Consider the following 20,886-nt stretch of genomic DNA (forward strand, 5'->3'; position numbering starts at 1 on the left):
TCGCTCGGATCATGTTCGATGTCGGCGGAATCCGGCAACACCAACGCCAATGTAACCTGTTGATTTAATTGAAATCTCACTCGATTAGACTGAGAAACGCGATACTGGGGTCCGATCAAGCGTCCCCGCTGCTCGCGCCATGACCCTGCGTTGCCTGTTCGTCGATTTCGACTCGTTTTTCGCCTCCGTCGAACAGCACGACAGCGAAGCCTTGCGCGGCAAACCCGTCGCCGTCGTTCCGGTCGCCACCGACACCACGTGTTGTCTCGCCGCGAGTGCGGAAGCCAAGCGTCATGGCGTAAAAACCGGCACCGGCGTGCGCGAGGCGAAGGAACAATGTCCCGACATCACCTTCGTGCTGGCGCGGCCGGCGCGCTACATCGAAATGCACAAGCGCTTCATGGATGCGATCGAGGATTGCATTCCCCACGGGGAGGCTGCGTCGATCGACGAGGTACCGTGCTATCTGATCGGTCGCGAACGCAAGCGCGAAAACGCCGTCGCCATCGCGCATACCATCAAGCAACGCCTGCTCGATCTCGGCATTAGCCCGTCGATGACCTGCTCGATCGGCATCGCACCCAACAAGTTCCTGGCGAAAACCGCCTCGGACATGAACAAGCCGAACGGGCTGACCGTCATCGAGCAGGAAGATCTTCCGCATGCCCTGCATCCGCTGGCATTGCGGGATTTCTGCGGGATTGGTCCATCGATGGAAGCGCGTCTGCATGAGGCGGGCATCGAAACCACGGAACAGCTTTGCGCCACCAGCCGCGAACAATTGCGCCGCGCCTGGGGCAGTATCGAAGGCGAACGCTTCTGGTACCAGTTGCGCGGCTTCGACGTGCCGGAACGTGCCCGCGTCCGCGGCTCGATCGGGCATTCCCACGTCCTTGGCCCGGAACTGCGCAGCTTCGAGGGCGCGCGCGCCGTACTGTTCAAGCTGCTGGCGAAGGCGGCGATGCGTCTGCGGCACGAAAAATTCCGCGCCGGCGGCATGGCGATCCGGATCCGCTTCGTCGGACGCGATGATCGCTTCGAACGCGATCTGCAATTCGCCCCGATCGACGACACGCCGGCTCTGCTCACCATGCTCGGTGAACAGCTGGAACGCCTGCGCAAGAAAATGATCAACGGGCGCTGGCGGCCGTCGCGTCATCCGCCGCTCTCCGTGGCGGTGACATTGACCGGCCTGGAAGCCGTGGGCAGCGCTTCCGGCGAACTGATGCCCGATCGCGATCGCGCCAAGGCCATGAGCTCGGTGCTCGATCGCATCAACCAGCGCTACGGCAACAATGCGCTGTACTTCGGCGCCATGCAGGAAGCGCTCACGCAAGGCGCGGCGCCGATGCGCATCCCGTTCTCGACGATTCCGGATGTGGCGCTGGAGGAAGACGTCGCGCCGCAACCGCAACGCGATGCTTCGGAAGCCTCCGGTGCCGTTGAACTCTGGCGACTGCGTGAGCGCCAATTCAAGGTTTTGGCGGAAAACACGCATCGCGAAGCGCGGAAACCGAAACCTTCCGCGTCGCATCAGCCTTCCGGGACCGGCGGATGGGGCGGAAAATCGAAGCGGAGCGATGATGCGCAGCCCACAACCCGCGATCTGTTCTGAGGAACATACGCGTTGCGCGACAAATTACGCATAACCCGGCAATTAGCCACGCAGTAAATCACCACATCCGCGAGGATTTTCTCCCGCAGTGATTGTGGTCTGCGGCGCGGATCATTTTCGTGCGCGCAAAAAGAAACCCCGCAGCTTTTGCTGCGGGGTTTCGGGGTAAAGACCCTGGCGATGACCTACTCTCGCATGTTAAGTACACACTACCATCGGCGCATGTGCGTTTCACTTCCGAGTTCGGGATGGGATCGGGTGGTTCCACACAGCTATTGTCACCAGGGAGAGGGTGGAGGGTCGCGGTTCCACTCCATACAAGATGGAATGATCGCGCTCACGCTCTCATAGGGTTGGGATGTAGCAGCGATAGCGATGAACTCAAACGTGTCGTCGAGTCCAAGGCCACTTGAGGTTATATGGTCAAGCCACACGGATCATTAGTACAGGTTAGCTCAACGCATTGCTGCGCTTACACACCCTGCCTATCAACCACCTAGTCTTGATGGTTCCTTTAGGGGACTTGTGTCCCGGGAGATCTCATCTTGAGGCGCGCTTCCCGCTTAGATGCTTTCAGCGGTTATCGCTTCCGAACATAGCTACCCGGCAGTGCCACTGGCGTGACAACCGGAACACCAGAGGTTCGTCCACTCCGGTCCTCTCGTACTAGGAGCAGCCCCTCTCAAATCTCCAACGCCCATGGCAGATAGGGACCGAACTGTCTCACGACGTTCTGAACCCAGCTCGCGTACCACTTTAAATGGCGAACAGCCATACCCTTGGGACCGACTACAGCCCCAGGATGTGATGAGCCGACATCGAGGTGCCAAACACCGCCGTCGATATGAACTCTTGGGCGGTATCAGCCTGTTATCCCCGGAGTACCTTTTATCCGTTGAGCGATGGCCCTTCCATACAGAACCACCGGATCACTAAGTCCTACTTTCGTACCTGCTTGATCCGTCGATCTTGCAGTCAAGCACGCTTATGCCTTTGCACACAGTGCGCGATGTCCGACCGCGCTGAGCGTACCTTCGAGCTCCTCCGTTACTCTTTGGGAGGAGACCGCCCCAGTCAAACTACCCACCATACATGGTCCCCGATCCGGATTACGGATCCAGGTTAGAACGTCAAGCACATCAGGGTGGTATTTCAAGGTTGCCTCCACGACAGCTAGCGCCATCGCTTCAAAGGCTCCCACCTATCCTACACAGACGAACTCAACGTTCAATGTAAAGCTATAGTAAAGGTTCACGGGGTCTTTCCGTCTTGCCACGGGAACGCTGCATCTTCACAGCGATTTCAATTTCACTGAGTCTCGGGTGGAGACAGCGCCGCTGTCGTTACGCCATTCGTGCAGGTCGGAACTTACCCGACAAGGAATTTCGCTACCTTAGGACCGTTATAGTTACGGCCGCCGTTTACTGGGGCTTCGATCAAGAGCTTCGCCTTGCGGCTGACCCCATCAATTAACCTTCCAGCACCGGGCAGGCGTCACACCCTATACGTCCACTTTCGTGTTTGCAGAGTGCTGTGTTTTTGATAAACAGTCGCAGCGGCCTGGTCACTTCGGCCCCTCTCAGCTATTAACCAAAAGGGGCGCACCTTCTCCCGAAGTTACGGTGCTATTTTGCCTAGTTCCTTCACCCGAGTTCTCTCAAGCGCCTGAGAATTCTCATCCTACCCACCTGTGTCGGTTTACGGTACGGTCTGCGTAAGCTGAAGCTTAGGAGCTTTTCCTGGAAGCGTGATATCAGCAGCCTAGCCCTAATGGGCCGGTCCTTAGTCTCAACGTTGCCCCCCCGGATTTGCCTAAGGGGACCGCCTCAACTCTCTCACCAGGACAACCAACGCCTGGCCTGCTTAACCTTCTCCGTCCCTCCATCGCACTTACGCGAGGTGCTGGAATATTAACCAGCTTCCCATCGACTACGCATTTCTGCCTCGCCTTAGGGGCCGACTCACCCTGCGTCGATTAACGTTGCGCAAGGAAACCTTGGGCTTTCGGCGTGCGGGCTTTTCACCCGCATTATCGTTACTCATGTCAGCATTCGCACTTCCGATACCTCCACGGGACTTCTCAATCCCGCTTCGACGGCTTACGGAACGCTCCTCTACCGCGCATACAAAGTATGCACCCCAAGCTTCGGTTTATCGCTTAGCCCCGTTAAATCTTCCGCGCAGACCGACTCGACCAGTGAGCTATTACGCTTTCTTTAAAGGGTGGCTGCTTCTAAGCCAACCTCCTGGCTGTCTGTGCCTTTCCACATCGTTCACCACTTAGCGATAAATTTGGGACCTTAGCTGTGGGTCTGGGTTGTTTCCCTTTTCACGACGAACGTTAGCACCCGCCGTGTGTCTCCCGCGCAGTCTGTCTTGGTATTCGGAGTTTGCCATGGTTTGGTAAGTCGCAATGACCCCCTAGCCATAACAGTGCTCTACCCCCAAGAAGATTCACGCGAGGCGCTACCTAAATAGCTTTCGAGGAGAACCAGCTATCTCCGGGTTCGATTAGCTTTTCACTCCTAATCACACCTCATCCCCTACCTTTGCAACGGGAGTGGGTTCGGGCCTCCAGTACCTGTTACGGTACCTTCACCCTGGGCATGACTAGATCACCCGGTTTCGGGTCTACTGCCCGCGACTATGCGCCCTTATCAGACTCGGTTTCCCTTCGCCTCCCCTATACGGTTAAGCTTGCCACGAACAGTAAGTCGCTGACCCATTATACAAAAGGTACGCAGTCACCCCGAAGGGCTCCTACTGCTTGTACGCACACGGTTTCAGGGTCTATTTCACTCCCCTCTCCGGGGTTCTTTTCGCCTTTCCCTCACGGTACTGGTTCACTATCGGTCGGTCAGGAGTATTTAGCCTTGGAGGATGGTCCCCCCATGTTCAGACAGGGTTTCTCGTGCCCCGCCCTACTCAATTTCATCGAATTGGCCCTTTCGCATACAGGGCTATCACCTTCTATGGCTGGCCTTTCCAGGCCATTTTGCTAAAACCAAATCGACTTTTGGGCTGCTCCCCGTTCGCTCGTCGCTACTGAGGGAATCTCGGTTGATTTCTTTTCCTCCGGTTACTTAGATATTTCAGTTCACCGGGTTTGCTTCCCTAAGCTATGTATTCACTTAGAGATACTCCTTGCGGAGTGGGTTTCCCCATTCGGACATTGCCGGATCAAAGCTTGTTGCCAGCTCCCCGACACTTTTCGCAGGCTGCCACGTCCTTCATCGCCTCTGACCGCCAAGGCATCCACCGTGTGCGCTTATTCGCTTGACCATATAACCCCAAGTCGCCTCGGAGTCATGATGGTGGCCGGGGGTACAAAGCCCGGTCCCGAATATAACGACTCAATTAATAAAGTGTCTTTCGACACTCGCCTTAGCCTCTACGACACGTTTGTAGAATTCATCTCAAACGCGCTACATCCCAAGTTTTCAAAGAACACGACGCTGGCTTCAGGGCCAGGTCGTTTCAAATCTTTGTGTGCGCAATCGACATTCAGAGTGGTGGGTCTGGGAGGACTCGAACCACCGGCCTCACCCTTATCAGGGGTGCGCTCTAACCACCTGAGCTACAGACCCAATGTGTCGTCTCTCATGTTACTGGTGGAGCCAGTCGGGATCGAACCGACGACCCCCTGCTTGCAAAGCAGGTGCTCTCCCAGCTGAGCTATGGCCCCAAATGGGGTCGACTCTGAATGCAGGTCACTTGTGCGGACGTCTGACAAGCAATTAGCTGTCTTTAGTCTCTAAAGGAGGTGATCCAGCCGCACCTTCCGATACGGCTACCTTGTTACGACTTCACCCCAGTCATCGGCCACACCGTGGCAAGCGCCCTCCTTGCGGTTAAGCTACCTGCTTCTGGTGCAACAAACTCCCATGGTGTGACGGGCGGTGTGTACAAGGCCCGGGAACGTATTCACCGCAGCAATGCTGATCTGCGATTACTAGCGATTCCGACTTCATGGAGTCGAGTTGCAGACTCCAATCCGGACTGAGAGAAGGTTTCTGGGATTGGCTTGCCCTCGCGGGTTCGCAGCCCTCTGTCCTTCCCATTGTAGTACGTGTGTAGCCCTGGCCGTAAGGGCCATGATGACTTGACGTCATCCCCACCTTCCTCCGGTTTGTCACCGGCGGTCTCCTTAGAGTTCCCACCATTACGTGCTGGCAACTAAGGACAAGGGTTGCGCTCGTTGCGGGACTTAACCCAACATCTCACGACACGAGCTGACGACAGCCATGCAGCACCTGTCTCACGGTTCCCGAAGGCACCAATCCATCTCTGGAAAGTTCCGTGGATGTCAAGGCCAGGTAAGGTTCTGCGCGTTGCATCGAATTAAACCACATACTCCACCGCTTGTGCGGGCCCCCGTCAATTCCTTTGAGTTTCAGTCTTGCGACCGTACTCCCCAGGCGGCGAACTTAACGCGTTAGCTTCGATACTGAGAGCCTAGTTGCTCCCAACATCCAGTTCGCATCGTTTAGGGCGTGGACTACCAGGGTATCTAATCCTGTTTGCTCCCCACGCTTTCGTGCCTCAGTGTCAGTGCTGGTCCAGATGGCCGCCTTCGCCACGGATGTTCCTCCCGATCTCTACGCATTTCACTGCTACACCGGGAATTCCGCCATCCTCTACCGCACTCTAGCCCGCCAGTATCCAGTGCAATTCCCAGGTTGAGCCCAGGGCTTTCACATCAGACTTAACGAACCACCTACGCACGCTTTACGCCCAGTAATTCCGAGTAACGCTTGCACCCTTCGTATTACCGCGGCTGCTGGCACGAAGTTAGCCGGTGCTTATTCTTTGGGTACCGTCAGAACAATCGGGTATTAACCGACTGCTTTTCTTTCCCAACAAAAGGGCTTTACAACCCGAAGGCCTTCTTCACCCACGCGGCATGGCTGGATCAGGCTTGCGCCCATTGTCCAATATTCCCCACTGCTGCCTCCCGTAGGAGTCTGGACCGTGTCTCAGTTCCAGTGTGGCTGATCATCCTCTCAGACCAGCTACGGATCGTCGCCTTGGTGGGCCTTTACCCCGCCAACTAGCTAATCCGACATCGGCTCATCTTATCGCGCGAAGCCTTGCGGTCCTCCGCTTTCACCCGTAGGTCGTATGCGGTATTAGCGTAAGTTTCCCTACGTTATCCCCCACGACAAGGTAGATTCCGATGTATTCCTCACCCGTCCGCCACTCGCCACCCAAGGAGCAAGCTCCTCTGTGCTGCCGTTCGACTTGCATGTGTTAGGCCTGCCGCCAGCGTTCACTCTGAGCCAGGATCAAACTCTTCACTTAAGTTTTTCGACTCCGACCCGAAGGTCTTCGTCAATGCTTTGAGTGCAGTCGTCGTTACCTGAGCTCCAAATTACTCACTCGCATTTGCATGCTTTTGAATTGACTTGTTGCTCTGTTACGAACGTCTGCAAGATGGACAGTCATCCACCTGCCAGACGCCCGCACAAGTCACCTGCGCACACTGTCAAAGATCTTAGGAACCGGCCTCAGCGCCTTGTTCCGTCCTCGCCACCGAAGTGCCCGAGGGAGCCGCACACTATACAGCGATTTTCGTGGACGTCAACACCTCGTGAGAGATTTTTTTGACGCCCCGAATCGGTTTGATGCGGGCCCCTTGGTGAGGGGCGCGCATTGTGCACGGCACCAACGGTTTTGGGAAGGGGGAGGAACAAGAATTTTTTTGCGGCGGGTCTCCCGAGCGTCCGCCAGCGATGCCCAGCGCCGGACTTTTAAGACTCCTATACCGGATGCTCCGCCTTCCGGACTTCCCAGGAATGGCTGCCGCACTCAAAAATGCGTGAAAAACGCCTGAAAACAAGCCGCCACAGCCCCTTCCGGCACCGTCATACAGCCTGATTTCAGGCCCGGAAACGCCCGATTCCACCGCACACCCCACCTTGACGCCGCTCCCGGCTGGCGTGAATGTCACGTCTTCCCTACGGAGCCCATTCATGCGCCCTACTTCCGGCCTCCTCCCCGGCCTTCTGCCTGCCCTGCTCGCCCTTTCCGCTTCCGCCTGCGCCAGCAGCGATCCTTCCAGCTCGTGGGTCGAGCTGTCCGGCCATCGCTACAAGGTGGAAATCGCCGACGATTTCACCGAACGCCAGCGCGGATTGATGTTCCGCGACGAGATGGCGAAGGATCACGGGATGCTGTTCGTTCACGAGGAGCAGCAGCCGCTGGCCTACTGGATGAAGAACACGCGCATTCCGCTCGACATCCTGTATTTCGACAACGGACACAAGCTGGTGGCGCAGCAGCGTGATGTGCCGCCGTGCACCGCGGGAGATCGTTGCCCTGCGTATCCGAGCCAGTCGGCGGATGGATCGATCGTGCCGGCACGATTCGTGCTCGAACTCAACGCCGGCGAGGCGGCGCAACTGGGCCTGAAAAACGGCGAGGAACTGCGTTTCGGACCGGGCATACAAGATGCGCCCTGATCGCATCGCGCGCAAGACTTGCACGCGCTGACGCGTGCGCGCAGTCTTGCATCATGCGCGCACGTCTCACGCTCCCGGACTGGAATTCGCTCTCGCGGCTCGATGATGCATCGCTGCCGCTGCTCGGCACCGCTCTGCTCATCGCAAGCGACGAATATCCGGACCTCGACGCCGATCTCTACGACACGCTGCTGCAGGGCCACACCGCGGCGCTGCAGACGGAAGTCGACGGCATCGAGCACTGGGCGCTGAAGATGCAGGCGATCAACCGCCATCTCTTCGATGAATTGGGTTACGCCGGCAATCACGAAGAGTATTACGACCCGCGCAACAGCTACCTCAACGAGGTGTTCGAGCGCAGGCTCGGCAATCCGATCTCGCTGGCGATGGTGCAGATGGAAGTGGCGCGCCGGCTCGGCGTGCCGTTGGACGGCGTGTCGTTCCCCGGCCATTTCCTGGTGCGGCTGCCGGTCGACGATGGCGTTCTGGTGATGGACCCGTTCAATCGCGGCCGTCCGCTCGATGTCGATGAACTGCGCCAGCGCGCGCGGCCCCATCTCGGTGGCGACTCGATCGATGACGAGGCTTTATCGCAAATCCTGAATCCGGCCTCGCATCGGAGCATCCTGATGCGCGTGCTGCGCAATCTGCATGGCGTGTACCGCAACGTGCAGGACTGGGAACGCGCCACGCGCTGCGCCGACCGCCTGCTGCGCCTGTCGCCGAACGACGCGGAAGCGCTGCGCGATCGCGGCCTCGGCTATCTGGAACTGGATTACCGCCACGGCGCGCGCGAGGATTTGTCGCGCTACCTGCAGCTCAATCCGCAGGCCGAGGATGCGGCCACGCTGCGCGAACGCCTGATCGAAGTGAGCGTCGGCCGCACACGGACGCATTGAGTATCGTCCCGGACGCGGATGCATTGAGCCTCGCCTCGGGCGAGGCAGGCGCGCTCAGAGCGCCATCATCTCGAAATCGTCCTTGGTGACGCCGCAGTCCGGGCAGGTCCAGGTCTCCGGGATGTCTTCCCAGCGCGTACCGGGCTCGATGCCTTCTTCCGGCAAGCCCTTGGCCTCGTCGTAGATGAATCCGCAGACGACGCACATCCAGGTCCTGTAGGCGGTGGCGGTCTCGTTCATCGGATAATGCGGTCGGAGGCATGCGTTCGTGGAACGCGCATTGTCCCATCCCACGCCCGTGCAGGAAACCATGAGGATGAATGATTCGCGCCGGTCGCATCGCGGCGCCGCTCCCGGCGACTCGGCGGGAGCACCCCCCAAGGGGCTCTACCTGATCACGCCGGACGAGACGGATACCGCGCGCCTGGTGGAGCGCGTGCGCGCGGTGCTCGGCTGCGCGACATGGCTGCAGTACCGCAACAAGCAGGCCGATGCCGCGCTGCGACGCGTTCAAGCCGAGGCCCTGCTGCCCCTGTGCCGCGCGGCGCGGGTACCGTTGATCGTCAACGACGACTGGCGGCTGGCGCGCGATCTCGGCGCCGAGGGCGCGCATCTGGGCGAGGACGACGGCGATTTGCGCGCCGCGCGCGAGGCGCTGGGCGAGGACGCGATCCTCGGCGCGTCCTGCTACGACGACGTCGCCCGCGCCGAGGCGGCGGCGCGTGCCGGCGCCAGCTATCTGGCCTTCGGCGCCTTCTTTCCCACCCGGAGCAAATCCGGCACGCGCCAAGCCGAGCCGGGACTGCTGCATGAATGCGCGCACCTCGGGCTGCCCATGGTGGCGATCGGCGGCATCACACCCGACAATGCGGAGGTGGTGATCGCCGCGGGCGCCGATCTGGTGGCGGTGATTAGTGGCGTCTTCGACGCGCCCGATCCGGTCGCGGCCGCACGCGCCTACCGCGCTGGGTTCCAAGCCAGTCCACCTCAAACCAATTCGCCCCCATCGCTCCCGCCCGGTTGAGCCCCACTCCACCGACGCCGGACATCTCCCCCGCACAGGATTTACATGGATAGCTCGCGTTCCCAAGCCCTCTTCACCCAAGCGCAGACGTTGATGCCCGGCGGCGTGAATTCGCCGGTGCGCGCGTTCAAATCGGTCGGCGGCACGCCGTTCTTCGTGCAGCGCGCCGAGGGGCCTTCTCTGTTCGACGTCGATGGCAACCGCTACATCGACTATGTCGGTTCATGGGGGCCGATGATCGTCGGCCACAACCATCCGGCGGTGCTGGAAGCGGTGCTGCGCACCGCGCGTGACGGCCTGAGTTTCGGCACGCCGAACCCGCTGGAAGTGACGATGGCCGAGACCATCACGCGACTGATCCCGGGCTGCGAGATGGTGCGCATGGTCAATTCCGGCACCGAGGCCACGCTGTCTGCGATCCGCCTCGCCCGCGGCGCGACCGGGCGCGCGCGCATCGTCAAGTTCGAGGGCTGCTATCACGGCCACGGCGACTCCTTCCTGGTGAAGGCCGGCAGCGGCGCGCTCACATTCGGCGTGCCGACTTCGCCGGGCGTGCCGAAAGCGCTGGCCGATCTGACGCTGACGCTGCCGTACAACGATTTCGACGCCGCCACCGCGCTGTTCGACGAATGCGGCGACGACATCGCCGGGCTGATCGTGGAACCGGTGGTCGGCAACGCCAACTGCCTGCCGCCGCGCGAGGGCTATCTGCAGCATCTGCGCGAGCTGTGCACGCGGCACGGCACGCTGCTGATCTTCGACGAGGTGATGACCGGTTTCCGCGTCGCACTCGGCGGCGCGCAGGCGCGCTACGGGGTAACGCCGGATCTGTCGACGTTCGGCAAGGTGATCGGCGGCGGCATGCCGGTCGGCGCCTACGGCGGACGCCGCGAACTGATGCAGCAGATTGCGCCCGCCGGCCCGATCTACCAGGCCGGCACGCTGAGCGGCAATCCCGTGGCGATGGCGGCCGGGCTGGCGATGCTGGAACTGATCCAGGCACCCGGCTTCTACGACGCGCTGGAACGGCGCACACACGCGCTCTGCGATGGCCTGGAAGCCGCGGCGCAGGCGGCGGGCATCCCGTTCACCACGCAGCGCGTGGGCGGCATGTTCGGCCTGTTCTTCAGCGCTTCGCCGGTCGATACCTACGCACAGGCCGTGGCTTGCGACACCGCGGCGTTCAACCGCTTCTTCCACGCCATGCTCGAGCGCGGCGTGTATTTCGCGCCTTCGGCGTTCGAGGCCGGATTCATGTCCAGCGCCCATGACGACGAGGCGATCGCGACAACAATCGCCACCGCGCGCGATGCGTTCGCAGTGGTGGCCCGCGCATGATCGAAGACACCGAAACCTTCCGCGATACCGCGTCGCAGGCACAGGAAACTCCCGCGGGGCATAGCGCGCAGCCTGCGGCGCAGCGGCTGCCCGCCCTCGTCCTGTTCGATCTCGACGAAGTGCTCGTGGACTACGACCACGAGGCGCGGCTGTCCCTGCTGGCTGCGCGCAGCGGCACGACACGGGAGCAGGTGTATGCGGCGCTGTTCCAGTCGGGCCTGGAACACGATTCCGACATGGGACGCTTCCAGCCGCAGGAATACGCCGATGAACTCGCGCGCCGCCTCGGCGCGCCGGTCACCCTCGCCGACTGCGTGGACGCCCGCGGCGCCAGCATGCGGATCCGCCCCGACGCACTGCGACTGGCGCAACGCGTCGCGCAACGCGCGCGCGTGGGCATCCTCACCAACAACGGGCTGTATCTGCGCGACACGCTGCACACGATCTGTCCGGACCTGTTCCCGTTGTTTGAAGGCCAGGTGCGCTTCGCCGCGCAATTCCGCCTGCTGAAGCCGGACCCGCACGTCTATCTGCGTTGCCTGCCGACGCTCGACGCCGTTCCGGAGACGACGTTGTTCATCGACGACAAGCCGGAGAACGTGGAAGGCGCGATCATGGCCGGGCTGCAGGCCGAGCAATTCACCAGCCTGGCGGCGCTGGCCGAGACGTTCGCCAGTTACGGGCTGATCGAGGCGGATTAGCCGCCGTCTGAATCGAACCGCGGCATGTTCCATCGTTCCCGCGAAGGCGGGAACGATGGCCAAAGCCCGAGGTTGTCCTAGCCGTTTTTCGAGGCAACGAACGCCTGCAAGGCCTTGCGCAGCCGCGCGAGGCCTTCGGCGATGTCGGCATCGCCGATGTTCAACGCCGGGACGAAGCGCAGCACGTCCGGCCCCGCTTGCAGCAGGAGCAAGCCATTGGCGGCGGCGTGATCGAGTATCTCGCCGGCACGGCCGGCGTATCCGGGTTTCAGCACCGCGCCAAGCATCAGGCCGCGGCCGCGGATTTCGGCGAACAAGGACAATTCCTCGTCGATCGCCATCAGTCCCGCGCGCAGGGCTTCCGACTGTGTCTTCACGTTCGCGGCGATCGCGTCCGAGGCCAGCTTGCGCAGCGCCACGCGCGCCACGGCGGCGGCGAGCGGATTGCCGCCGAAAGTAGTGCCATGCGCGCCGTACTGCATCACTTCGGCAGCCTTCGGGCCCGCCAGGAGCGCGCCGATCGGGAAACCGCCACCGAGCGCCTTGGCCAGCGTGACGATGTCCGGCACGACGCCATCCTGCCAATGCGCGAACAGCGTGCCGGTGCGTCCCATGCCGCACTGGATTTCATCCAGCACCAGCAGCGCGCCGTGACGATCGCACAGCGCGCGCGCCGCCTGCAGGAAACCTGCCGCCGCCGGCATCACGCCGCCCTCGCCCTGCACGGGTTCCACCAGCACGGCGGCGACATCACCGGCCGCCATCGCCGCCTCGAGCTGCGCGATGTCGTTGAAATCGACGTAGCGGAACCCACCCGGCAGCGGCTCGTAGCCTTCCTGATATTTCGGCTGCGCCGTCGCCGTCACCGCGGCCAGCGTGCGTCCGTGAAAACTGCCGCGACAGCTGACGATGACGCGCCGCGCCGGTTCACGCCCTTGCGCGGCGGCCCACTTGCGCACCAGCTTGATCGCCGCTTCGTTGGCTTCCGCGCCGGAGTTACAGAGGAACACGCGGCTGGCGAAGCGCGAGGCGGCCACCAGCTCTTCGGCCAGGCGCAACGGCGGCTCGCTGTAGAACACGTTGCTGGTGTGCCATAGCTTGCCGGCCTGTTCGGTGAGCGCCGCGATCAGATCGGGATCGCCGTGGCCGAGCCCGCAAACGGCGATGCCCGCGGAGAAATCGACGTACTCGCGCCCGTCACGATCCCACACGCGCGCGCCTTGCCCGCGGTCGAGGATGACCTCGCGCGGACGGTACACCGGCAGGTAGAACTGCTGGCCCAGGGCGACAAGATCGGCAGTGGCGCTCACTTTTTGATTTCTCTGATCAGGGGGAACGCGCAATTGTGACCCATGTCGGAGGATTTGGTGCGACGCCGCTTGACCCTGTCGCGACGTCGCCAATAGCTTCGGCCTGCGTCTTTCGACCACTGCCGCGCGCAGCCAATCGGAAAGACGACAGACCGGAAATCTCCCGATGCGGCGCCCTCACCGCCGGATGCGAGTTCGGCATCGCCCATCGGGGTTCCGACGCACTGCCGCATCTCAACAAATGGAGAGGTTGAAATGAAACGTGACTTGTCCCACCTGCGCAACGGCGTTCTGGCGGTGGCGGTATTCGGCTGCCTGGCGTTCGGTGCCAGCCAGGCATTGGCGATCGGCGGCAACGGTACGCCGACGCATCGGGCGACCTGCCCTAGCTCGAACTGCAGGGCCGAATGCGGCTTCTACGGCGGACAGAGACTGCGCCCCGGCGCCCCCTGCCTTTGCTGTGCCGCGCCCTGAGCACCCAACCAACGAGGAGAGAGCCCTGATGAAATCCTATCTGTCGTATCTGCGTGGTGGTGTCATGGCGGTCGCGGTGTTCGGCTGCCTCGCCTTCGGCGCCAGCCAGGCATTGGCGACTTCCGATACCGGCGTGAATTCTCCGAAGGGCACGTGCTCGCAGTGCCGCGCGGAGTGTCCGGAATTCGGCGGTCAGTACATCAGCGGACGTTGTTATTGTTGTGGGTGAGAGAGCGCGTGCTAGCGGACGCCCTCAAGGCGTCTGCTGCGCTCTCGAACGCCCGGCCATGGATTTGGAGCCGCGCCGTCAGCGCGGCGACAGGCCGGACGATCCGAAGCCGTGAAGCCGCGCCAGGGACGGCAGCCGGACTTCATCCGAAGCAATTGGCTTGTACGGCAAAAGCTAGAGACCAATCGCTTCCGCCTCCCACTCCAACCCCACCTCAATCCAAGAACAAATCCGGAAACAACGGCTGCGCCAAATCCACTGCATACCCCGAAAAATCCGTCACACCCGCCTCACCCAACACTTCATCGTCAATCAAAAACCGGCCATAGAACCCGGTAGCATCCCGCGTCAGCACCGCATGCGCCGCATCCCCCATGATCTCCGGCTTGCGCCCGTTCCCCGCGCTCACGCCGGGAATCAGGTTGAGCGCATCCGTCGCGATCAGCGTGCGCGGCCACAACGCGTTCACCGCCACGCCCTGCGGGCCGAATTCGCCGGCCAGTCCGAGCGTTACGAAACTCATGCCCATCTTCGCCAGCGTGTAGCCGGTATGCGGCGCCCACCACTTCGGATCGAGCGACGGCGGCGGGCACAGCGTGAGGATGTGCGGGTTCGGCGCCTTCAGCAGATGCGGTAGACACGCCTGCGCGCAGAGGAAGCTGCCGCGCGCGTTGACCTGCTGCATCAGGTCGAAACGCTTCATCGGTGTGTCGAGCGTGCCGCGCAGCCAGATCGCGCTGGCGTTGTTGACCAGGATGTCGATGCCGCCGAAGGCGTCGATGGTCGCGGCCACGGCGGCATGCACCTGCTCCTCCTCGCGGATGTCGCACTTGAGCGCCAGGCCGTGTCCGCCCGCGGCCGTCACGGCCTCGGCGGCGGAATGGATGGTGCCCGGCAGCTTGGGATTGGGCACATCGGACTTCGCCGCGATCACCACGTTGGCGCCGTCGCGCGCGGCGCGCAGCGCGATCGCCAGGCCGATGCCGCGCGAGGCGCCGGTGATGAAAAGGGTCTTGTTGGCTAGGGACATGCGTCGGCGTCCGTTGGCGAGAGTCGGGGAAGCGTACATGCTTTTGCGCATGGCACCGTCGACACCTCGGGTTTTCAAACATCGGCGAAACCATACGTTGACCGTCAACAAAGGACGGATGGAAGGAGCCCAGGTCCTTCGCCATGGGTCGCAAACGCCGGACGCTCATCGCCGGCTGCCATAATCGCCCGCCATGAATGGATGGTTCGACAGTCTCGTCGCATGGATCGGCACGCATCCCCTCGCCGCCGGCCTGGTGATCTTCGCGATCGCGTTCGGTGATTCATTGCTGATCCTCGGCGCTGCGGTGCCGTCGATCCCGTTGCTGTTCGGTGTCGGCGTGCTGATCAGCCTGGGCGAGATCTCCGGTCCCTACGCGGTGCTGTGCGCGGCGCTGGGCGCATTCATGGGCGATGCCGTCAGTTACTGGATTGGCCATCGCTGGGGCCCGAAGCTGCGCGGCGTGTGGCCGTTCTCGCGCTATCCGCAGTTGCTCGATCGCGGCGAGGTGCTGTTCCGCCGCAATTCGACCAAGAGCGTGCTGGTGGCGCGCTTCGTCGGCGCAATCCGGCCGTTCGTGCCGGCGGTGGCGGGGATGCTGCGCATGCCACTGCGGCGCTATGTGCCGGCCAGCCTGCTGGCGGCGCTGCTGTGGTCGATGCTGTTCCTGGCGCCGGGTTGGCTGCTCGGCCATGCCTACGACGCGGTCGCCGCCGTGGCCAATCGCCTGGCGCTGGTGCTGGGCGGGCTGCTGGCGGCGCTGCTGCTGATGTGGGCGGCGGTGCTGTACACGTACCGCTGGTTCGCCGGCCATGCCGATTCACTGCTGGCGCGCGCCCTGCGCTGGACGCGCGCGCACCCGCACCTGGGCCGCTACGCGGGGGCGCTGATCGATCCGAACCGGCCCGAGTCGGCCTCGCTGGCGATCCTGGCGGTATGCCTGCTGGGGATCGGCGTGGCCTGGTTCGCCCTGCTCGGCACGGTGCTGATGGGTAACAACGAGCCGCTGGGCCTGGATCGCGCCGTGTTCGAGACGATGCTGGCGCTGCGCAATCCGCTGGCCGACCGGCTGATGGCCGCGCTGGCCTCGATCGGCGATGCGATGGTGCTGATCCCGGCCATCGCGCTGACGCTGGGCTGGCTGCTGTGGCGCCGGCGCTGGATCGCGGCCGCGCACTGGCTGGCGGCATTGGCGTTCGGGCTGGTGCTGACGGCGTTGCTCGGCGCCGTGGTCGACATGCCCAATCCGCCGACCGCGCCGCGCGGCTTCGGCTTCCCGTCGATCGCGGTGACGATGACCACGATCACCTTCGGCTTCTTCGCCGTGCTGATCGCGCGCGAACTGCCGGGGCGGCAGCGCGTCTGGCCGTATGTACTCTCGGGCGCCGTGGTCGCGGTACTCGGCTTCGCGCGGCTGTACTTCGGCGCGCACTGGCTGAGCGACGTGGTCGGCGGGATGCTGTTCGGCATCGTCTGGCTGCTGGTGCTCGGCATCGCCTATCGCCGGCACGTCGCGCGCTCGTTCTGGATGGGCCCGCCGGCGTGGATCTTCTATCTGACCTTCCTGGCAGCGGCGCTGTGGCACGCGCCGCGCGCGGTGGACCGCGTGCTGGCGCGCTTCACCCCCGGCGCGCCGCACATCGTGATGGACGCCGGGACCTGGTGGAGCACCGGCTGGACCACCCTGCCGGCGGAACGCGAGCGCGAGGCCAACCAGCGCTGGCCGCTCGACCTGCAAGTGGCCGGGCCGCTGGAACCGCTGCAACGGCGCCTGCAGGCCAATGGCTGGGGCGTGCAGCCGCAGGCCGGCTGGCTGGAGACGCTGCACCTGCTCGACGACGACACGCCGCCGGAACTGCAGCCGGTGCTGCCGGCCACGCTGGATGCCGAGGCGGAGGTGTTGCTGCTGCGTCGTCCCGGCAAGGACTCGCACGAGACCAAGGTCCTGCGCCTGTGGCGGGCACCCGCGCGGCTGCGCGACGGCACGCCGTTGTGGATCGGCAGCACGCAGACGCTGCGTTACGCCGAGCCGTTCGGCGTGTTCGGCCTCTGGCTGCCGCAGGCGGCGCCTGTGGGGTATTCCAGCCGCGCGCACGACGAGGTGCGCGCCGCGCTGCGTGATCTGGATGCCATGCAGGCGCCGCATCCCGAGACCGGCATGCCGGTGTTGCGTGTGCGCACGCATGATGGCGAGTAACGGCGGCACCACATCGTCGCCCCAGCGAAAGCTGGGATCCATCGGGACTTTGCCACTTCAGCGCGAAGATCAAAATGGGTCCCAGCTTTCGCTGGGATGACGATCCGGGGGGGCTTCGAATACCGCGCAATGCCCCGCGATGCGTGACGGTCTCAGGACAGCAACGCGAGCAACTGATCCAGCCGCGCGTGCGGATCATCATCCTGCAGCAGCTGCTGCCGCTGCATGTCCGATAACGGCAGCACTTCCGCCAGCCGCCAGCCCACCCATTCCGGATCGTCGAACTGCTCGCGCGAGGCCTGTGCGTATTCGCCGCCGACGCGTTCGAGGATGCGCTGCAGCACCGTGGTCAGCAAGCCGTGTTGCGGCTGCAGGGGGTCTTCTCCGGCGACACCGTCGCGCCATTCCACATCCGCCACCAGCAAGCCGTTGTCGCGCACGCGCGTGCGCCGGACGTGGAAGCGCCGCACGCCGCGCACGCGCAGGGTAAGCAGGCCGTCGTCGTCGGTGCCGAAATCCTCGATCCGCGCCTCGGTGCCGAATGCCGCCGGCGTGGCCGGCGCGCCTGCTTCGTTGCCTTCCAGGATCAGGCAGATGCCGAATCCGCTCGCATTCCGGCCGCATTCGCGCACCAGGTCGAGGTAGCGCGCCTCGAACACGCGCAATCCCAGCGTGGCGCCGGGCAGCAGCACGGTATGCAGGGGGAACAGCGGCAGCGATGCGGTCGTCGGCACCTGCCCCAGTGTACGGATGCGGAGGCGGGAATCCACGCCGGGAAGGTTTCGCCCGCGTAGGGCGGGCCTTGGCCCGCCATGATGATGTGCCTGTTCGCGACGGCGTTCGTTGAAAGCGTCGCTAACGTGAAGAGGGTAATGGCGGGCCAAGGCCCGCCCTACGCGGATTCCCGCAGCACAGCGAGGAAACGCCGCGGGGCACCGTCGAATCCGCCGTTGGACATGAACACGACGTGGTCGCCCGCGCGCACGAGCGTGCGCAAGGCCGCGATCAGCGCATCCACATCGGGCACCGCGACGCCCTGCCCGCGCAACGCGGAGACGACCTTGCCGGCATCCCAGGCGAGTTCCGGCCGGTGCAGGAACACCACGGCATCGGCGCCGTCCAGCGATGGTGCCAGCGCATCGGCGTGCGCGCCGAGCCGCATCGAATTGCTGCGCGGTTCCATCGCTACAACAATCCTGCCGCCCGCGCTTCCCACCTTCGCGCGCAAGCCGGCGAGCGTGGTGGCGATGGCGGTCGGATGATGGGCGAAATCGTCGTACACGGTGACACCCTGCGCGTCACCCAATACTTCCAGCCGGCGCTTGACGCTGCGGAACCCCGCCAGCGCCGGCAGCACCGCCGCCACGTCGACGCCGACCGCATGACAGGCGGCCAACGCGGCCAGTCCGTTCATGACGTTGTGGCGGCCGAGCAGCGGCCAGCGCACCTCGCCGATCTCCACACCCTTGTGCAACACTGTGAAGGCGCTGCCGTCCTCAGCGATCAGGCGCGCGCTCCATTCGTAATCGCCGTCGAGGCCGAAGCGCTCCACCGGCGTCCAGCAGCCCATCGCCAGCACTTCGGCCAGGCGCGCGTCCTCGCCGTTGACGATCAGGCGCCCGCGCGCGGGCACGGTGCGCACCAGGTGATGGAACTGGCGCTGGATCGCCGCGACGTCGGGAAAGATGTCGGCGTGATCGAACTCGAGGTTGTTGAGGATCGCCACCAGCGGCCGGTAGTGCACGAACTTGCTGCGCTTGTCGAAGAACGCGGTGTCGTACTCGTCCGCCTCGACCACGAAGGCCTTGCCGGCGCCCGCGCGCGCGGACACGCCGAAATCCTCGGCCACGCCGCCGATCAGGAAGCCCGGCTCGCGCCCGGCAGCCTGCAGCAGGTAGGTCAGGATCGTGGTGGTCGTGGTCTTGCCGTGGGTGCCGGCGACGGCGAGCGTGTCGCGCCCCGGCAGCACGCGCTCGGCCAGCCACTGTGCGCCCGAGGTGTAGCGCAGGCCGGCGTCGAGCACACACTCGACCGCCGGATTGCCGCGCGAGAGCGCATTGCCGACCACGATCTCGTCGCAGTCTGCGGCGATGTTCCCGGGCAGATAGCCCTGTTTCAGCGCGATGCCGAGCGTTTCCAACTGCGTCGACATCGGCGGGTAGATCGCCTGGTCGGAACCTTCGACATCGAAGCCGAGTTCGCGCGCAAGCGCGGCGACGCCGCCCATGAATGTTCCGGCGATGCCCAGGATGTGGAGTTTCAAGGGTTAGACATTCCCAAGCGGTTGCACGCGTTCTGATGATGGCCGGGCGTTCGCGCCCGCAGCCGACGCCGATAGGGCATCGGCTAAGCGCTGGGGCTTACCCGATTTCCTTCGCCGGCGCGATCGTTTCGACGATCCGGGTGAACACCTCGTCCAGCGACCCGACCCCGTTCACCACCGTGAGCTGGCCATGGGCGCGATAGAACTCGATCACCGGCGCGGTCTTCTCCTCGTACACTTTCAGGCGCGTGCGCACCGATTCGGGAGAGTCATCGGCGCGCCCCTCGGCGGCGGCACGACCGGCGATGCGCTCGACCAGCAAGTCCATCGGCACTTCCAGCTGCACCGCGTAATCCATCGGCTGGCGGATGCGTGTCAGCAGGCCGTCCAGCGCGTCGGCCTGGGCCAGGTTGCGCGGATAACCGTCGAGGATGAAGCCGTTGCGGGTATCCGGGCGGGAGAAACGGTCCTCGAGCATACCGAGCAGGATGTCATCCGAAACCAGTTCGCCGCGGTCCATGACGGCCTTGGCTTGCTGTCCGAGCGGGCTGCCGGCGGCCACTTCCGCGCGCAGCAGATCCCCGGTGGAGATGTGCGGGACCTGCAGATGACCCTTGAGACGTGCCGCCTGCGTGCCCTTGCCGGAACCGGGCGCGCCGAGAAGTACCAATCGCATCGCTTGCTCCAAAAACACTGAATTCAGGTTCGCCGCACGGCGCGCATGGCGCGGCCCCAGGCGAAAACCGTGTCAGCTTACCCGAAATCCCCCTGCAACCTCTCTGGAGCCTGTCTCCGGGCCCGGCCGGCCCCGACGCCATGCCGACAACCCCGCCGGGACGACGAGACATGGAACACGGATGACGGCACACGATCACAGAGATTTGGAGACGCATGATCGCAAGACGCGGACGCGTTGCATGCGTTCGATCTTCGATCTCGTCACAACACTGCAAAGATTCCCGTATGCGCGAAGCGCACGCATCGCGCTTGAACACGTTCTCATCACGCTTGCGAAACAATCCTCTCGTGATGCCGTCGATGCACTCGACGCAACCACCCATCGTTTTCGCGCGTGCAATCACGAGTCTTTCACGGTGGTCGCACGTAAAAAGAAATTACAAATCCCAATACCCTGACGTTTTTGATCGACGTCTCGATGTAAACGGAACGACGAACAAAAATTCGACCGCTTCCGATGTGGAAGCAGGTTGGTATTAGTCAGGAAATCTCGATGCGTCACGCTTCGACGCGATGCTCGCGATTATTGCTCCGGCGCGCCAATGAGCTTTGTCCGGGGAAAACGCGGTTCCGGGAGGGGACAAGCGAGAGGTCGGATTCGGCGGTG

Annotated in this window: 16 protein-coding genes, 2 tRNA genes and 3 rRNA genes; 10 read left to right on the forward strand and 11 right to left on the reverse strand. The window is 63.3% G+C overall.

Annotated elements, in window-relative coordinates:
- The first annotated feature begins 139 nt into the window (after positions 1 to 139).
- Positions 140 to 1,615, forward strand: coding sequence for a DNA polymerase Y family protein (locus AC1RNP_RS09880; protein WP_493051086.1), 1,476 nt, complete (start codon positions 140 to 142; stop codon positions 1,613 to 1,615).
- Positions 1,616 to 1,787: 172 nt separating this feature from the next.
- On the opposite strand, the gene rrf is transcribed toward AC1RNP_RS09880, so the two are convergent.
- From rrf to AC1RNP_RS09905, 5 genes are all read right to left on the reverse strand, one after another.
- A 5S ribosomal RNA gene (gene rrf / locus AC1RNP_RS09885) occupies positions 1,788 to 1,901 on the reverse strand.
- 133 nt (positions 1,902 to 2,034) lie between these two features.
- Positions 2,035 to 4,897, reverse strand: a 23S ribosomal RNA gene (locus tag AC1RNP_RS09890).
- Between the two features lie 228 nt (positions 4,898 to 5,125).
- Positions 5,126 to 5,202 (reverse strand) — tRNA-Ile (locus tag AC1RNP_RS09895).
- A 22-nt stretch (positions 5,203 to 5,224) separates the two neighbouring features.
- A tRNA-Ala gene (locus AC1RNP_RS09900) sits at positions 5,225 to 5,300 on the reverse strand.
- 71 nt (positions 5,301 to 5,371) lie between these two features.
- Positions 5,372 to 6,916: ribosomal RNA gene (locus AC1RNP_RS09905) — 16S ribosomal RNA — on the reverse strand.
- Together the 16S, 23S and 5S rRNA genes with 2 tRNA genes alongside form the textbook arrangement of a ribosomal RNA operon.
- A gap of 671 nt (positions 6,917 to 7,587) precedes the next feature.
- On the opposite strand from AC1RNP_RS09905, the gene AC1RNP_RS09910 reads away from it, so the two are divergent.
- Together AC1RNP_RS09910 and AC1RNP_RS09915 are read left to right on the forward strand one after the other, a co-directional pair.
- Entirely contained in the window at positions 7,588 to 8,076 is a 489-nt protein-coding gene (locus tag AC1RNP_RS09910) for a DUF192 domain-containing protein (RefSeq protein WP_493051087.1), read from the forward strand.
- Positions 8,077 to 8,129: 53 nt separating this feature from the next.
- Positions 8,130 to 8,975, forward strand: a complete 846-nt coding sequence (locus AC1RNP_RS09915) for a SirB1 family protein (protein WP_493051088.1) — start codon at positions 8,130 to 8,132, stop codon at positions 8,973 to 8,975.
- A 54-nt stretch (positions 8,976 to 9,029) separates the two neighbouring features.
- Here the strand turns inward: AC1RNP_RS09915 and AC1RNP_RS09920 are convergent, their stop codons facing one another.
- Positions 9,030 to 9,269, reverse strand: a complete 240-nt coding sequence (locus AC1RNP_RS09920; RefSeq protein ID WP_493051297.1) for a rubredoxin — start codon at positions 9,267 to 9,269, stop codon at positions 9,030 to 9,032.
- Between the two features lie 22 nt (positions 9,270 to 9,291).
- Between AC1RNP_RS09920 and thiE the strand changes: the two genes are divergently transcribed.
- Genes thiE through AC1RNP_RS09935 form a run of 3 tightly spaced genes read left to right on the forward strand, consistent with a single transcriptional unit; the run spans position 9,292 to position 12,038 of the window.
- Entirely contained in the window at positions 9,292 to 9,999 is a 708-nt protein-coding gene (thiE, locus tag AC1RNP_RS09925; protein WP_493051089.1) for a thiamine phosphate synthase, read from the forward strand.
- A gap of 45 nt (positions 10,000 to 10,044) precedes the next feature.
- A complete protein-coding gene (gene hemL, locus AC1RNP_RS09930; RefSeq protein WP_493051090.1) occupies positions 10,045 to 11,337 on the forward strand; it encodes a glutamate-1-semialdehyde 2,1-aminomutase in 1,293 nt (430 codons plus the stop codon).
- Positions 11,334 to 12,038 (forward strand): HAD family hydrolase, encoded by a 705-nt coding sequence (locus AC1RNP_RS09935; protein ID WP_493051091.1) that lies wholly within the window; start codon positions 11,334 to 11,336, stop codon positions 12,036 to 12,038. Before hemL ends, AC1RNP_RS09935 begins: the two co-directional genes overlap by 4 nt.
- A 77-nt stretch (positions 12,039 to 12,115) precedes the next feature.
- On the opposite strand, the gene AC1RNP_RS09940 is transcribed toward AC1RNP_RS09935, so the two are convergent.
- Positions 12,116 to 13,348, reverse strand: a complete 1,233-nt coding sequence (locus AC1RNP_RS09940; protein WP_493051092.1) for an acetylornithine transaminase — start codon at positions 13,346 to 13,348, stop codon at positions 12,116 to 12,118.
- A 255-nt stretch (positions 13,349 to 13,603) separates the two neighbouring features.
- Here AC1RNP_RS09940 and AC1RNP_RS09945 point away from each other — a divergent pair, with 255 nt between their 5' ends.
- Positions 13,604 to 13,822, forward strand: coding sequence for a hypothetical protein (locus AC1RNP_RS09945; RefSeq protein WP_493051093.1), 219 nt, complete (start codon positions 13,604 to 13,606; stop codon positions 13,820 to 13,822).
- 28 nt (positions 13,823 to 13,850) lie between these two features.
- A complete protein-coding gene (locus AC1RNP_RS09950; RefSeq protein WP_493051094.1) occupies positions 13,851 to 14,051 on the forward strand; it encodes a hypothetical protein in 201 nt (66 codons plus the stop codon).
- 214 nt (positions 14,052 to 14,265) lie between these two features.
- Here the strand turns inward: AC1RNP_RS09950 and AC1RNP_RS09955 are convergent, their stop codons facing one another.
- Positions 14,266 to 15,081, reverse strand: a complete 816-nt coding sequence (locus AC1RNP_RS09955) for an SDR family oxidoreductase (protein WP_493051095.1) — start codon at positions 15,079 to 15,081, stop codon at positions 14,266 to 14,268.
- 193 nt (positions 15,082 to 15,274) lie between these two features.
- Here AC1RNP_RS09955 and AC1RNP_RS09960 point away from each other — a divergent pair, with 193 nt between their 5' ends.
- Positions 15,275 to 17,278: a bifunctional DedA family/phosphatase PAP2 family protein gene (locus AC1RNP_RS09960; RefSeq protein ID WP_493051096.1), complete on the forward strand. Its 2,004-nt coding sequence runs from the start codon at positions 15,275 to 15,277 to the stop codon at positions 17,276 to 17,278.
- 152 nt (positions 17,279 to 17,430) lie between these two features.
- Here AC1RNP_RS09960 and AC1RNP_RS09965 read toward each other — a convergent pair whose 3' ends face one another.
- From AC1RNP_RS09965 to AC1RNP_RS09975, 3 genes are all read right to left on the reverse strand, one after another.
- A complete protein-coding gene (locus tag AC1RNP_RS09965; protein WP_493051298.1) occupies positions 17,431 to 18,012 on the reverse strand; it encodes an LON peptidase substrate-binding domain-containing protein in 582 nt (193 codons plus the stop codon).
- Between the two features lie 158 nt (positions 18,013 to 18,170).
- A complete protein-coding gene (gene mpl / locus AC1RNP_RS09970; RefSeq protein WP_493051097.1) occupies positions 18,171 to 19,541 on the reverse strand; it encodes a UDP-N-acetylmuramate:L-alanyl-gamma-D-glutamyl-meso-diaminopimelate ligase in 1,371 nt (456 codons plus the stop codon).
- A gap of 97 nt (positions 19,542 to 19,638) precedes the next feature.
- Entirely contained in the window at positions 19,639 to 20,217 is a 579-nt protein-coding gene (locus AC1RNP_RS09975) for an adenylate kinase (protein WP_493051098.1), read from the reverse strand.
- A gap of 241 nt (positions 20,218 to 20,458) precedes the next feature.
- On the opposite strand from AC1RNP_RS09975, the gene AC1RNP_RS09980 reads away from it, so the two are divergent.
- Entirely contained in the window at positions 20,459 to 20,677 is a 219-nt protein-coding gene (locus AC1RNP_RS09980) for a hypothetical protein (RefSeq protein ID WP_493051099.1), read from the forward strand.
- Positions 20,678 to 20,886 lie beyond the last annotated feature (209 nt).

This window comes from Luteimonas sp. GW821-FHT14E02 (assembly GCF_058803905.1).

Bases quoted from the DNA above. Each gene is read 5' to 3' on its own strand.
- AC1RNP_RS09880 (WP_493051086.1), top strand. From the start codon at position 140: ATGACCCTGCGTTGCCTGTTCGTCGATTTCGACTCGTTTTTCGCCTCC.
- AC1RNP_RS09910 (WP_493051087.1), top strand. From the start codon at position 7,588: ATGCGCCCTACTTCCGGCCTCCTCCCCGGCCTTCTGCCTGCCCTGCTC.
- AC1RNP_RS09915 (WP_493051088.1), top strand. From the start codon at position 8,130: ATGCGCGCACGTCTCACGCTCCCGGACTGGAATTCGCTCTCGCGGCTC.
- thiE (WP_493051089.1), top strand. From the start codon at position 9,292: ATGAATGATTCGCGCCGGTCGCATCGCGGCGCCGCTCCCGGCGACTCG.
- hemL (WP_493051090.1), top strand. From the start codon at position 10,045: ATGGATAGCTCGCGTTCCCAAGCCCTCTTCACCCAAGCGCAGACGTTG.
- AC1RNP_RS09935 (WP_493051091.1), top strand. From the start codon at position 11,334: ATGATCGAAGACACCGAAACCTTCCGCGATACCGCGTCGCAGGCACAG.
- AC1RNP_RS09945 (WP_493051093.1), top strand. From the start codon at position 13,604: ATGAAACGTGACTTGTCCCACCTGCGCAACGGCGTTCTGGCGGTGGCG.
- AC1RNP_RS09950 (WP_493051094.1), top strand. From the start codon at position 13,851: ATGAAATCCTATCTGTCGTATCTGCGTGGTGGTGTCATGGCGGTCGCG.
- AC1RNP_RS09955 (WP_493051095.1), bottom strand. From the start codon at position 15,081: ATGTCCCTAGCCAACAAGACCCTTTTCATCACCGGCGCCTCGCGCGGC.
- AC1RNP_RS09960 (WP_493051096.1), top strand. From the start codon at position 15,275: ATGAATGGATGGTTCGACAGTCTCGTCGCATGGATCGGCACGCATCCC.
- AC1RNP_RS09975 (WP_493051098.1), bottom strand. From the start codon at position 20,217: ATGCGATTGGTACTTCTCGGCGCGCCCGGTTCCGGCAAGGGCACGCAG.
- AC1RNP_RS09980 (WP_493051099.1), top strand. From the start codon at position 20,459: ATGCGTTCGATCTTCGATCTCGTCACAACACTGCAAAGATTCCCGTAT.